Origin of the sequence: Pseudomonas sp. DrBHI1 (assembly GCF_002205115.1) — a bacterium.
GTDB classification, from domain to species: domain Bacteria; phylum Pseudomonadota; class Gammaproteobacteria; order Pseudomonadales; family Pseudomonadaceae; genus Aquipseudomonas; species Aquipseudomonas mosselii.
On the sequence record NZ_NIBE01000135.1, the window covers coordinates 1 to 14,021 of the forward strand.

Sequence of the window (14,021 nt, forward strand, 5' to 3'; positions counted from 1 at the left end):
GAGTTGCGGGGGTTGGCGGGCTGAATTGGCCCCATCCGGATCGGGACGGGGCGCAGCTCCCCAATCCCGATCACGATCAAGTGCGAGCGATCAAACAGCAGGGTCGTGCCGAGCACGACGAAGAATAGAGCCCATTGCCCACCATCGAGATTCATGAACTCGCGTTGCCCCAGCAGTGAACAAGTGCTGATGCCCGCCACCATGAAGACGATGCACAGGATTCTGCGAAGCAGTACTGACCTGCAAAGCCAGTCGAACAGAAGGATTGCGACCGGCAGATAGATCAGCAGGTAAAGCATGGTCATGAATGCCTCCTCTATCGGTTTCGCTCATACCAGCTCGAGCGTTCGAACAGCAGAGGAAATCCGGCGAGTGAAAAGAACAGGCCCCATGCCCCTCCATCCCAGTAAAGAACCTCCTGGGCACCGAGTTGGGTGCAAGCGGTGATGCCTGTGATCTGGAAAACCAGGTAGAGCCATCTGCGCACCAGAATCGGCTTGCAGATCCAGTCGAGGAACCAGCCTGTCAGTGCAGTAAACAGAGTCAGGTAGATATAGGACATTGTGTATACCCGTCCTCAGAGAATCAGCAGCAGCGCGCTACGTTGAGGGCCAATTCCCCCGTTGACCTGGGCTTGAAGCGATACCAAAACATCGCCGGCATGAAATGTTGGTATTGCTCCCTTTGCCAGCCTCGAGGCTGCAAATCCTGCAGCGGAGGCCACTAATCCAGCGGCCATCGTACCCGCGATTCCGACAACGGTAGTTCCTGCCGCTTTACCCACTGCTGCTCCGACCAGGGTGAGCACATCGCTCCGTTGATCATTCAGCACGTCCCCCTGCTGACGTGTGAGTGGGCGTGATACTGCAACTTTCATCTGGCATGGCAGATTGCCTGCGAGCATGCGGTCATAGAGTTGGGCCACGGCCTCCACGATTTGGTAATGCCCTTTGTGCACGAAGGGTAAGGCCAACTTGCGCAATTGGCAGTGCTCACCTGGCTGGACGGTGAACTCGCTGATATCGAAGGTAATTCCATGATGGGCAATGACTTGGTACGTCCTGTCCGGCTGCATCAATCCCTCTTTTTTTATACATGTAATTCGTGTGAGCGGGACAATGGCAGGCCGATGCAGAGGGTGCCCATTCATCCGTTTCCGGAATTGATGTGGGAAATGTCTTTGCGTCGTAACGCTCGCTCTTGCACCCCTGCATCGACTCCTTGCACATCGGTGATGTTCCTCACGCCCCACTGCGGGTATCCTCGCTGGAGCCTTCCCTGAACTGTCCTGATTTCCAAGGAGCTGCACGCTGTGTTCAAACATGTCGATGCCTATGCCGGCGACCCGATCCTCTCGTTGATGGAAACCTTCAAGGCCGACCCGCGCGCCGACAAGGTCAACCTGAGTATCGGCCTGTACTACGACGAAGCTGGCGTGGTGCCGCAGCTGGCGGCGGTGGGCGAGGTGGAGAAGCGCCTGGCCGGCCAGCCCCACGAAGCCTCGCTGTACCTGCCGATGGAAGGCCTGGCTGCCTACCGCCAGGCGATCCAGGCGCTGCTGTTCGGCGCAGATCACCCGGCCGTGAGCGATGGCCGCGTGGCCACCGTGCAGACCGTCGGCGGCTCGGGCGCGCTGAAAGTCGGTGCCGACTTCCTCAAGCGCTACTTCCCGGGCTCCGAGGTGTGGGTGAGCAACCCGACCTGGGACAACCACCGGGCGATCTTCGAAGGCGCGGGCTTCAAGGTGCACAGCTACCCGTACTTCGACAGCGCCAGCCGTGGCGTCGATTTCGCCGGTATGCTGGCGACCCTGCAGACCCTGCCGGCGAACAGCATCGTCCTGCTGCACCCGTGCTGCCACAACCCCACCGGCGTCGACCTAAACCAGCCGCAGTGGCAGCAGGTGGTCGAAGTGGTCAAGGCGCGCCAGCTGATTCCGTTCCTCGACATCGCCTACCAGGGCTTCGGTGAAGGCCTGGTGGAAGACGCCTACGCCATCCGTGAGATGGCCCGTGCCGGCGTGCCGTGCCTGGTCAGCAACTCGTTCTCGAAGATCTTCTCGCTGTACGGCGAGCGGGTAGGGGGGCTGTCGGTGGTCTGCGACGATGCCGCCACCGCCTCCAGTGTGCTCGGCCAGCTCAAGGCCACCGTGCGCCGCAACTACTCCAGCCCGCCCGCGTTCGGCGCCCAGCTGGTGGCCGGGGTGCTTGGCGATACCGCGCTGAACGCTCAGTGGGCAGCGGAAGTGGAGGTGATGCGCAAGCGTATCCTCGACATGCGCCAAGGTTTGGTCGACTTGCTCGGCGAGCTGCTGCCGGGCCAGGACTTCCAGTTCTTCCTGCGCCAGCGTGGCATGTTCAGCTACACCGGCTTCAGCGTGGAGCAAGTGCGTCGGCTGCGTGACGAGTTCGGTGTTTACCTGATCGACAGCGGCCGGGTATGCATGTCCGGCCTGCGTCCGGCCAACCTGCGCCAGGTGGCCGAGGCGTTTGCCGCCGTGCAGCGGTAATCTGCCAGGGGCTGCCAAGCAGCCCCCTCCAGCACAACCCGCTTGTAAAGACAAGTGCAACCGTCCCTCGGGCGGGGCTTCCCCAAGTGCAACCTTTGCATGCACAATCGCGCCCCTCTTCCCCGGTTGAGTTGGGCGAATCGTCTATTTCGCCATTCTCAGCCTGTTGCAGTCTTGCGAGTGGAGCTTCACCCGGAATGAATGAGCAGGCCCCAAGCGTTGAACAACGCTTTGTAGAATCGACCCCCGCCACCCTCGGCAGCTGGTCGCGTCAAGACACCACCTGGATGCTGGGCCTCTTCGGCACGGCCATCGGCGCCGGAACCCTGTTCCTGCCCATCAACGCCGGCCTTGGCGGTTTCTGGCCGCTGCTGGTGCTGGCCTTGCTGGCCTTCCCCATGACCTATTTCGCCCACCGCGGGTTGACCCGCTTCGTGCTTTCCGGCAGCAAGGGCGGCGACATCACCGAGGTGGTCGAGGAGCATTTCGGCATCACCGCCGGCGCGCTGATCACCGTCCTGTACTTCTTCGCCATCTTCCCGATCCTGCTGATCTACAGCGTGGCGCTGACCAACACCGTCAGCAGCTTCATGGAGCACCAACTGCACATCGCGCCGCCACCGCGGGCGATCCTGTCGTTTGTGCTGATCCTGGGCCTCTTGGCCATCGTGCGCTGCGGCGAGCAGGCCACGGTCAAGGTCATGAGCCTGCTGGTTTACCCGTTCATCGTTGCCCTGGCGCTGCTGGCCCTGTACCTGGTGCCGCACTGGAACGGCGGCATTCTCGACACCGCCGCCCAGGTGCCGTCGGGCTCGGCCTTCCTGCACACCGTGTGGCTGGCGATCCCGGTGATGGTGTTCTCGTTCAACCATTCGCCGATCATCTCGGCCTTCGCCGTCGACCAGAAGCGCCGCTACGGCGAGAATGCCGATGAGCGCAGCGGCCAGATCCTGCGTCGCGCGCACCTGCTGATGGTGCTGATGGTGCTGTTCTTCGTGTTCAGCTGCGTGCTGACCCTGAGCAGCGCCCAGTTGGCCGAGGCCAAGGCGCAGAATCTGTCGATCCTGTCGTACCTGGCCAACCACTTCGAGCAGCCGGCCATCGCCTTCGCCGCGCCCTTGATCGCCTTCATTGCCATTGCCAAGTCGTTCCTGGGCCACTATATCGGTGCCAGCGAGGGCCTCAAGGGCATGATCGTCAAGGCCGGCATGCGCCCGAGCGCCAAGGCCCTGGACCGTATCGTCGCCGCGCTGATGCTGGTGGTGTGCTGGATCGTCGCCACCCTCAACCCGAGCATCCTCGGCATGATCGAATCCCTCGGCGGCCCGATCATCGCCGTGTTGCTGTTCCTGATGCCGATGTACGCCATCCGCCGCGTGCCATCGATGCACAAGTACAGCGGCGCGCTGTCCAACCTGTTCGTGGTGGTCGTCGGCCTGGTGGCCCTGACCTCAGTGGTGTACGGCCTGCTGGCCTGAGCCCCTGTCACGTAGGAAGAACGCCCGGGTCGACGTCAGTCACCCGGGCGTTTGTCTACAGGAATTGCCCGATCGTAGGGCAATTTCATCTTTACCCATAGGCACTTGCGCCCCTTCATGGTTAACTCTGAATCCTTTTCAACCCCCCGTATAAGGATTTCCGTCATGGCTCAAGTGACTCTCAAAGGCAACCCGGTTCAGGTCAGCGGTGAACTGCCGAAGCAAGGCGCCGCGGCACCTGCCTTCTCCCTGGTCGCTGGCGATCTGTCGAACAAGTCGCTGGCCGACTTCGCCGGCAAGCGCAAGGTGCTGAACATCTTCCCGAGCGTCGACACCCCGACCTGCGCCACCTCGGTGCGCAAGTTCAACGCCCAGGCCAATGACGTGGCCAACACCGTGGTGCTGTGCATCTCTGCCGACCTGCCGTTCGCCCAGGCGCGCTTCTGCGGCGCCGAAGGCCTGGAGAACGTGAAGAACCTGTCGACCCTGCGTGGCCGCGAGTTCCTGGAAAACTACGGCGTCGCCATCGCTGATGGCCCGCTGGCCGGCCTGGCCGCCCGTGCCGTGGTGGTGCTGGATGAAAACGACAAGGTGCTGCACAGCGAGCTGGTGGGCGAAATCGCCGACGAGCCGAACTACGAGGCGGCGCTGGCTGTCTTGAAGTAAGTGTTCGCCGGCTTGCCGGCGAACCAGGTAACACCCGGTAACGGCCTGGACCCAGTTCCAGGCCGTTTTCATTTAAAGTTCACCCCTTTGCCAACGTCAGCCGAAGGTAAAGCACTGGTAAAGCCCCTTTGCTAAAACGATGCCAGTGCTTATCGTTCACGCTCTCCACGCCGTCTTTCTCTGAACAAGGTTCGTTCGACCCATGCAAGCCTCCAATTCCCGTTCCCCTCGTCGCTGGCTGTTCGGCCTGCTGATCCTGCTGCTGGTGGCCCTGCTGGCCTGGTGGCTGTGGCCCGCGGCGACCGTCCACAAGGAAGGCGGCGGGCACCGTCCGGGCAAGGGCCTGGGCATGGGCGGGCGGCCGGGCTTCGGCGCCTCCACCGAGGCGGTCCCGGTGCGGGTCGAGCCGGTGCGGGTCGGAGACTTCCCGCTTTATTACAAGGCCCTCGGCACCGTGACCGCGACCAACACGGTCAACGTGCGCAGCCGGGTGGCCGGCGAGCTGGTCAAGGTCCACTTCAAGGAGGGCCAGCAGGTCAAGGCCGGCGATCTGCTGGCCGAGATCGACCCACGTTCCTACCGCATCGCCTTGCAGCAGGCCGAGGGCACTCTGGCGCAGAATCAGGCGCAGTTGAAGAATGCCCAGGTCGACCTGGCCCGCTATAAAGGCCTGTACGCCGAGGACAGCATCGCCAAGCAGACCCTGGACACCGCCGAAGCTCAGGTCGGTCAGTTCCAGGGGCTGGTCAAGACCAACCAGGCCCAGGTCAACGAGGCACGCCTGAATCTCGAGTTCACCCAGATCCGCGCACCGATCAGCGGCCGCGTGGGCCTGCGCCAGCTGGACCTGGGCAACCTGGTGGCGGCCAACGACACCACGGCGCTGGTGATCATCACCCAGACCCAGCCGATCAGCGTTGCCTTCACCCTGCCGGAAACCCAGCTCGACACCGTGCTGGCCCGCTACCGCAGCGGCGCCAGCCTGCCGGTCGAGGCCTGGGACCGGGGCGATCAGAAGCTGCAGTCCACCGGTGTGCTGGGCAGTCTCGACAACCAGATCGACGTCGCCACCGGCACCCTGAAGTTCAAGGGCACCTTCCAGAACACCGACCACGCGCTGTTCCCCAACCAGTTTGTCAACGTGCGCTTGCTGGCCGACACCCTCAAGCAGGTGGTGCTGGCACCGGCAGCGGCGATCCAGTTTGGCAACGACGGCACCTTCGCCTATGTGGTCAACGCCGAGAACACCATCAACGTGCGCAAGCTCAAGGTCGGCGCCAGCGATGGCGAGAACACGGTGATCGTCGAGGGCCTGGCCGCCGGCGAGCGCCTGGTGCTGGAAGGCACTGACCGCCTGCGCGAAGGCACCAAGGTCGATGTGGTCGAGGACAGCTCCCAGGTTCCGACCACCCCCGGCCAGCACCTGCAGGGGCAGGGCGCCAAGGGCTCGGCCCAGACCGGTGAACCAGGCACCAAGGCGGGCGCATGAACCTCTCGCGCCTGTTCATCCTGCGGCCGGTCGCCACCACGCTGAGCATGCTGGCCATCGTCCTGGCCGGCTTGATCGCCTACAAGCTGCTGCCGGTGGCGGCCTTGCCTCAGGTCGACTACCCGACCATCCGCGTCATGACCCTGTACCCTGGCGCCAGCCCGCAGGTCATGACCAGCGCCGTCACCGCGCCGCTGGAACGCCAGTTCGGGCAGATGCCGGGCCTGGAACAGATGGCCTCCACCAGCTCCGGCGGCGCCTCGGTGCTGACCCTGCGCTTCAACCTCGACATGAACATGGATGTCGCCGAGCAGCAGGTGCAGGCCGCGATCAACGCCGCCAGCAACCTGCTGCCCAACGACCTGCCGGCGCCGCCGGTGTACAACAAGGTCAACCCGGCCGACACGCCGGTGCTGACCCTGGCCATTTCCTCGAAGACCATGCCGCTGCCCAAGCTCAATGACCTGGTCGACACCCGCGTGGCGCAGAAGATCGCCCAGATCAGCGGCGTCGGCATGGTCAGCATCGCCGGCGGGCAGCGCCAAGCTGTGCGGATCAAGGTCAACGTCGACGCCCTGGCCGCTAACGGTCTCAACCTGGACGACGTGCGCACCCTGATCGGCGCCTCCAACGTCAACCAGCCCAAGGGCAACTTCGACGGCCCGACCCGGGTGTCGATGCTCGACGCCAACGACCAGCTGCGCTCCCCCGAGGAATACGCCAACCTCATCCTCAAGTACAGCAATGGCGCGCCACTGCGCCTGAAGGACGTCGCCGAGATCGTCGACGGCGCCGAGAACGAACGCCTGGCCGCCTGGGCCAACCAGAACGAGGCGGTGCTGCTGAATATCCAGCGCCAGCCCGGTGCCAACGTCATCGAGGTGGTCGACCGGATCAAGGAACTGCTGCCGTCAATCACCGACAACCTGCCGGCGGGCCTGGATGTCAGCGTGCTCACCGACCGCACCCAGACCATCCGCGCCGCCGTGCGCGATGTGCAGCACGAGCTGCTGTTCGCCATCGCCCTGGTGGTGATGGTCACCTTCGTTTTCCTGCGCCGTTTCAGCGCCACCATCATTCCCTCCATCGCCGTTCCGCTGTCGCTTATCGGCACCTTCGGGGTGATGTACCTGGCCGGTTTCTCGGTCAACAACCTCACCTTGATGGCCCTGACCATCGCCACCGGCTTCGTGGTGGACGATGCCATCGTCATGCTGGAGAACATCTCCCGGCACATCGAGGAGGGCGAAACACCCATGCAGGCCGCGCTCAAGGGCGCGAAGCAGATCGGCTTCACCCTGATCTCGCTGACCTTCTCGTTGATCGCCGTGCTGATTCCGCTGTTGTTCATGGCCGATGTGGTCGGGCGCTTGTTCCGTGAGTTCGCCATCACCCTGGCGGTGGCCATCCTGATTTCCCTGGTGGTGTCGCTGACCCTGACGCCGATGATGTGCGCGCGCCTGCTCAAGCGCGAGCCCATGGAAGAGGAACAAAGCCGCTTCTACCGCGCCAGCGGTGCCTGGATCGACTGGCTGATCAAGCACTACGGCACCGCCCTGACCTGGGTGTTGCAGCGCCAGCCGCTAACCCTGCTGGTGGCCGTTGCCACCCTGGCGCTGACCGTGGTGCTGTACATGATGGTGCCCAAGGGCTTCTTCCCGGCCCAGGACACCGGGGTCATCCAGGGTATTTCCGAAGCGCCGCAATCGACCTCGTTCGCCGCCATGAGCGAGCGCCAACAATCCCTGGCCAAGGTGATCCTGCAGGATCCGGCGGTGCAGAGCCTGTCTTCCTACATCGGCGTGGATGGCGACAATGCCACCCTCAACAGCGGCCGCCTGCTGATCAACCTCAAGCCCCACGGCGAGCGCGACGTCACCGCCTCCGAGGTGATCAACCGCCTGCAGCCACAGCTCGACAAGCTGGTCGGCATTCGCCTGTTCATGCAGCCGGTGCAGGACCTGAGCATCGAGGACCGGGTCAGCCGCACCCAGTACCAGTTCAGCCTGAGCTCGCCGGATGCCGACATGCTCGCCGAGTGGAGCGGCAAGCTGGTGCAGGCGCTCAAGGACCGCCCCGAGCTGCAGGATGTGGCCAGCGACCTGCAGGACCAGGGCCTGCAGGTATTCCTGGTGATCGACCGCGACATGGCCAGTCGTCTGGGCATCACTGTGGCGCAGATCACCAACGCGCTGTACGACGCCTTCGGCCAGCGGCAGATCTCGACCATCTACACCCAGGCCAGCCAGTACCGCGTGGTGCTGCAGTCGCAGACTGCCGCCAGCCTCGGCCCGCAGGCCCTGGAGTCGATCCACGTCAAGGCCACCGACGGCGGCCAGGTGCGCCTGTCGGCCCTGGCGCGCATCGAGCAGCGCCAGGCCCAGCTGGCCATCTCGCACATCGGCCAGTTCCCGGCGGTGATGATGTCGTTCAACCTGGCCCATGGCGCCTCCCTGGGCGAGGCGGTCAAGGTGATCGAGCAGGTGCAGCAGGACATCGGCATGCCGATCGGCGTGCAGACCCGCTTCCAGGGCGCCGCCGAGGCGTTCCAGGCCTCGCTGTCGAGCACCTTGCTGCTGATCCTGGCCGCGGTGGTGACCATGTACATCGTGCTGGGCGTGCTTTACGAGAGCTACATCCACCCGGTGACCATCCTTTCCACGCTGCCGTCGGCGGCGGTGGGGGCCTTGTTGGCGCTCCTGCTGAGCGGCAACGACCTGGGCATGATCGCGATCATCGGCATCATCCTGCTGATCGGCATCGTCAAGAAGAACGCGATCATGATGATCGACTTCGCCCTGGAGGCTGAGCGACACCAGGGCATGAGCCCGCGTGACGCGATCTACCAGGCGGCGCTGCTGCGCTTCCGGCCGATCCTGATGACCACCCTGGCCGCGCTGTTCGGCGCCGTACCGCTGATGCTCGCCACCGGTTCCGGCGCCGAGCTGCGCCAGCCGCTGGGCCTGGTGATGGTCGGCGGCCTGTTGGTCAGCCAAGTGCTGACCTTGTTCACCACGCCGGTCATCTACCTGTACTTCGACCGTCTGGCGCGTCGCTGGCGCCCGGCTGACGATGCGCGGCAGGCTGAAGCATGAACCTGTCCGGACCCTTCATTCGACGGCCGGTAGCCACCATGCTGCTGAGCCTGGCGATCATGTTGCTGGGTGGTGTGAGTTTCGGCCTGCTGCCGGTGTCGCCGCTGCCGCAGATGGACTTCCCGGTAATTGTGGTGCAGGCCAGCCTGCCCGGCGCCAGCCCTGAGGTCATGGCCTCCACCGTGGCCACGCCGCTGGAGCGTAAGCTCGGCGCCATTGCCGGCGTCACCACGCTGACCAGCAGCTCCAACCAGGGCTCGACCCGGGTGATCATCGGCTTCGAGCTGGGCCGCGACATAGACGGCGCGGCGCGTGAGGTGCAGGCGGCGATCAACGCCACCCGCAACCTGCTGCCCAGCGGCATGCGCAGCATGCCCACCTACAAGAAGATCAACCCGTCCCAGGCGCCGATCATGGTGCTGTCGCTGACCTCGGACGTGCTGTCCAAGGGCAAGCTCTATGACCTGGCCGACACCATCCTCTCCCAGAGCCTGGCGCAGGTCAGCGGAGTAGGGGAGGTACAGATCGGCGGCAGCTCGCTGCCGGCGGTGCGCATCGAGCTCGAACCGCAGCTGCTCAACCAGTACGGCCTGTCGCTGGACGACGTGCGCAATGCGGTGGCCAACGCCAACCAACGCCGGCCCATGGGCTTCGTCGAAGACCGCGAACGCAACTGGCAGGTGCGCGCCAATGATCAGTTGGAAACCGCCGAGGACTACAAGCCGCTGGTGATCCGCCAGCAGAACGGCGCGATCCTGCGCCTGTCCGATGTGGCCAAGGTCAGCGATGGCGTGGAGAACCGCTATAACAGCGGATTCTTCAACGACGAGAGCGCGGTGCTGCTGGTGGTCAACCGCCAGACCAACGCCAACATCATCCAGACCGTCGAGCAGATCAAGGCCGAGTTGCCGGCCTTGCAGTCGCTCCTGCCGGCCAGCGTCAAGCTCAATGTGGCCATGGACCGCTCGCCGGTGATCAAGGCCACCCTCAAGGAGGCCGAGCACACCTTGCTGATCGCCGTGGTACTGGTGATCCTGGTGGTTTACCTGTTCCTCGGCAACCTGCGTGCCTCGCTGATCCCGAGCTTGGCGGTGCCGGTTTCGCTGGTGGGCACCTTCGCGGTCATGTACCTGTGCGGGTTCTCGCTGAACAACCTGTCGCTGATGGCGCTGATCCTCGCCACCGGCTTGGTGGTGGACGACGCCATCGTGGTACTGGAGAACATTTCGCGGCATATCGAGAACGGCGAAAACCCCATGCGCGCCGCCTACAAGGGCGCGCAGGAGGTGGGGTTCACCCTGCTGTCGATGAACGTCTCGCTGGTGGCGGTGTTCGTCTCCATCCTGTTCATGGGCGGCATCGTGCGCGGGCTGTTCAAGGAGTTCTCGATCACCCTGGCCGCGGCGATTGTCGTGTCGCTGGTGGTGTCGCTGACACTGACGCCGATGCTCTGCTCGCGCTGGCTCAAGGTCCATGGCCCGCAGCAGCAGACTCGCCTGCAGCGTTGGAGCGACCACATTCACCAGCGCATGGTCGCCGGCTACGACAAGAGCCTGGGCTGGGCGCTGCGGCACAAGCGCCTGACCCTGCTCAGCCTGCTGGCCACCATCGGCCTGAATATCGCCCTGTACGTGGTAGTGCCCAAGACCCTGATGCCGCAGCAGGACACCGGCCAGCTGCAAGGCTTCATCCGTGGCGATGACGGCCTGTCGTTCACCGTGATGCAGCCGAAGATGGAGATCTACCGCCGCGCCTTGCTCAAGGACCCGGCGGTGGAGAGCGTCGCCGGTTTCATCGGCGGCAACAGCGGCACCAACAACGCCTTCGTGCTGGTGCGCCTGAAGCCGATCGCCGAGCGCAAGGAGAACGCGCAGAAGGTGATCGACCGCCTGCGCAAGGACCTGCCGAAGATCCCTGGTGGGCGCCTGTACCTGATGGCCGACCAGGACCTGCAACTGGGCGGCGGCGGCCGCGACCAGAGCACCTCGCAGTACCTCTACACCCTGCAGAGCGGCGATCTGGCCGCCCTGCGCGAGTGGTTCCCGAAGGTGGCCGCCGAGCTGCGCAAGCTGCCCGAGCTGACCGCCATCGACGCCCGCGACGGCGCCGGCACCCAGCAGGTGACCCTGGTGGTCGACCGTGACCAGGCCAAGCGCCTGGGCATCGACATGGACATGGTCACCGCGGTGCTGAACAACGCCTACAGCCAGCGGCAGATCTCGACCATCTACGACAGCCTCAACCAGTACCAGGTGGTATTGGAGATCAACCCGAAATACGCCTGGGACCCAAGCACCCTGGAGCAGGTGCAGGTGATCACCGCCGACGGTGCCCGGGTGCCGCTGTCCACCTTCGCCCGCTACGAGAACAGCCTGGCCAACGACCGCGTCAGCCACGAAGGGCAGTTCGCCTCCGAGGACATCTCGTTCGATGTCGCCGAAGGCTACAGCCCCGACCAGGCCATGGCCGCGCTGGAGCGCGCGGTGGCCAAGCTCGGCCTGCCCGAGTCGGTGATCGCCAAGCTCGGCGGCGACGCCGACGCCTTCACCAAGACCACCGAAGGCCAGCCGCTGATGATCCTTGGCGCCCTGGTGCTGGTGTACCTGGTGCTCGGCATCCTCTACGAGAGCTACATCCACCCACTGACGATCCTTTCCACGCTGCCCTCGGCCGGGGTCGGCGCGTTGCTGGCGCTGTACCTGACCGGTGGCGAGTTCAGCCTGATCTCGTTGCTGGGGCTGTTCCTGCTGATCGGCGTGGTGAAGAAGAACGCCATCTTGATGATCGACCTGGCCCTGCAACTGGAGCGCCATGAAGGCCTGTCGCCGGAGGAGTCGATCCGCCGCGCTTGCCTGCTGCGCCTACGGCCGATCCTGATGACCACCCTGGCCGCGATCCTCGGCGCGCTGCCGCTGCTGCTCAGCCGCGCCGAGGGCGCCGAGATGCGCCAGCCCCTGGGCCTGACCATCATCGGCGGCCTGGTGTTCAGCCAGATCCTCACCCTTTACACCACACCTGTGGTTTACCTGTACCTTGATCGCCTGCGCCACCGGTTCAACCGCTGGCGCGGCGTGCGCACCGACGCTGCCCTGGATAACCCGCTATGAACTTTGCCCACACCCGAATCCACCGTGCCCTCAAGCTGCTGACCCAGGGACGCGGCTCGCGCCTGGTCAGCGCCGGGTTGTGCGTGGCCATGCTCAGCGCCTGTACCCTGAGCCCGGACTACCTCCGCCCCGAGGTCAGTACCCCGGCGCAGTTCAAGCAGGCCGAGGGCTGGACCCAGGCCAATCCGTCTGATGCCATCGCTCGGGGGGCGTGGTGGGAGATCTATGGCGACAAGCAGCTCGACGCCCTGGTTGAGGAGCTCAACCGCAGCAACCAGACGGTGGCACAGTACGAGGCGCAGTACCGTCAGGCCCAGGCGCTGGTGCGCAGTAGCCGTGCCTCGCTGTTCCCTTCGCTGAACCTGACCACCAGCAAGAACCGTTCGGCCCAGGGCACCGGTAGTTCCAGCTCCAGCCTGTCGAACAACAGCAGCGGCATCCGCGATACCTACAACGCGCAGCTCGGGGTGAGCTGGGAGATCGACCTGTGGGGCAAGTTGCGTGAAACCGTGAACGCCAACGAGTCCAGCGCCGAGGCCAGCCTGGCCGACATGGCGGCCATTCGCCTGAGTCAGCAGTCGGAACTGGTTCAGAACTACCTGCAACTGCGGGTGATCGACGCGCAGAAGCGCCTGCTCGAGGCCACCGTGGCGGCCTATGAGCGGTCGCTGAAGATGAACGAGAACCAGTACCGCGCCGGAGTTGCCGGGCCGGATGCCGTGGCCCAGGCGCGTACCCAGCTCAAGAGCACCCAGGCCGACCTGATCGACCTGGCCTGGCAGCGGGCGCAGTACGAGAACGCCATCGCCGTGCTGATGGGCAAGGCGCCGGCCGACTTTGCCCTGGCGGCGAGCGATGATATTCCGGCGTTGCCGCAGGTGCCGCTGTCGCTGCCGTCGCAGCTGCTCGAGCGGCGTCCCGACATCGCCTCGGCCGAGCGCAAGGTCATGGCGGCCAACTCGAATATCGGTGTGTCGCGGGCGGCGTATTTCCCGGATCTGTCCTTGAGCATGAACGGGGGGTATTCCAGCAGTAGTTTCAACAACTGGATCGAGTTGCCCAACCGTTACTGGTCGGTCGGGCCGCAGCTGGCGCTGACGCTGTTCGACGCCGGCAAGCGCAGTGCCGAGGTTGACCGGACGGTGGCGGTGTACGACCAGACCGTGGCGCAGTATCGGCAGACGGTGCTCGACGGGTTCAAGGAGGTCGAGAACTATCTGGTGCAGCTCAAGGTGTACGGGGACGAGGCGGTGGTGCGGCAGGAGGCGCTGGACGCGGCGCGGGAGTCGTTGCGGTTGACCGAGAACCAGTACAAGGCGGGGTTGATCGGGTATCTGGATGTGGTCAATGTGCAGACGACGGCGCTTAGCAACGAGCGGAGTGTGTTGACGTTGTTGCAGGGGCGGTTGGTGGCGAGTGTGCAGTTGATTGCGGCGCTTGGGGGAGGGTGGGATGTTGGGCGGGATTTGGTAGTTGAGTAAAGTTTTTGGAATGTTCTGTTAGTTGTTAGTTTTTGGTTTTTGGTTTTTGGTTTTTGGTTTTTGGTTTTACGTTGTTTGAAGGTTGTGCGCGCATTCATTGGCAGCGTCGACGCTTATATCGCTGTTTCGCCTTGCGGCGACTTACTTTTGTCTTGGCAAAAGTAAGCAAAACCGCGCGCTCATTCATCCGGCCCCT

The 14,021-nt window shown here is 64.2% G+C and carries 10 protein-coding genes; 7 read left to right on the forward strand and 3 right to left on the reverse strand.

Going from position 1 to position 14,021, the window contains the following annotated elements; translation table 11 throughout:
- The 3 genes from CC207_RS24845 to CC207_RS24855 all read right to left on the reverse strand — a co-directional run.
- The coding region (locus CC207_RS24845; RefSeq protein WP_143496174.1) for a hypothetical protein at nt 1–305 on the reverse strand (305 nt) is incomplete at its 3' end.
- 11 nt (nt 306–316) lie between these two features.
- Nucleotides 317–562 carry a hypothetical protein gene (locus CC207_RS24850; RefSeq protein ID WP_028692152.1) on the reverse strand — a complete coding sequence of 82 codons (246 nt, stop codon included), beginning with the start codon at nt 560–562 and terminating at the stop codon, nt 317–319.
- A gap of 15 nt (nt 563–577) precedes the next feature.
- Nucleotides 578–1,075 carry a hypothetical protein gene (locus CC207_RS24855; RefSeq protein WP_062363054.1) on the reverse strand — a complete coding sequence of 166 codons (498 nt, stop codon included), beginning with the start codon at nt 1,073–1,075 and terminating at the stop codon, nt 578–580.
- A 237-nt stretch (nt 1,076–1,312) separates the two neighbouring features.
- On the opposite strand from CC207_RS24855, the gene CC207_RS24860 reads away from it, so the two are divergent.
- The 7 genes from CC207_RS24860 (at nt 1,313) to CC207_RS24890 (ending at nt 13,825) form a co-directional block, all read left to right on the forward strand.
- Entirely contained in the window at nt 1,313–2,509 is a 1,197-nt protein-coding gene (locus tag CC207_RS24860; protein ID WP_028692154.1) for an amino acid aminotransferase, read from the forward strand.
- Between the two features lie 197 nt (nt 2,510–2,706).
- The gene (locus tag CC207_RS24865) at nt 2,707–3,987 is read left to right on the forward strand and encodes a serine/threonine transporter (protein WP_028692155.1); all 1,281 of its coding nucleotides are present in this window, start codon (nt 2,707–2,709) and stop codon (nt 3,985–3,987) included.
- A gap of 165 nt (nt 3,988–4,152) precedes the next feature.
- A complete protein-coding gene (gene tpx, locus CC207_RS24870) occupies nt 4,153–4,653 on the forward strand; it encodes a thiol peroxidase (protein WP_028692156.1) in 501 nt (166 codons plus the stop codon).
- A 202-nt stretch (nt 4,654–4,855) separates the two neighbouring features.
- Entirely contained in the window at nt 4,856–6,142 is a 1,287-nt protein-coding gene (locus tag CC207_RS24875) for an MdtA/MuxA family multidrug efflux RND transporter periplasmic adaptor subunit (protein WP_088852926.1), read from the forward strand.
- Nucleotides 6,139–9,237 carry an MdtB/MuxB family multidrug efflux RND transporter permease subunit gene (locus CC207_RS24880; protein ID WP_028692158.1) on the forward strand — a complete coding sequence of 1,033 codons (3,099 nt, stop codon included), beginning with the start codon at nt 6,139–6,141 and terminating at the stop codon, nt 9,235–9,237. Before CC207_RS24875 ends, CC207_RS24880 begins: the two co-directional genes overlap by 4 nt.
- Nucleotides 9,234–12,344, forward strand: a complete 3,111-nt coding sequence (locus tag CC207_RS24885) for a multidrug efflux RND transporter permease subunit (RefSeq protein ID WP_028692159.1) — start codon at nt 9,234–9,236, stop codon at nt 12,342–12,344. The genes CC207_RS24880 and CC207_RS24885 overlap by 4 nt, the downstream gene beginning before the upstream one ends.
- Nucleotides 12,341–13,825 (forward strand): efflux transporter outer membrane subunit, encoded by a 1,485-nt coding sequence (locus tag CC207_RS24890; RefSeq protein WP_088852927.1) that lies wholly within the window; start codon nt 12,341–12,343, stop codon nt 13,823–13,825. The genes CC207_RS24885 and CC207_RS24890 overlap by 4 nt, the downstream gene beginning before the upstream one ends.
- The last annotated feature ends 196 nt before the right edge of the window (nt 13,826–14,021 follow it).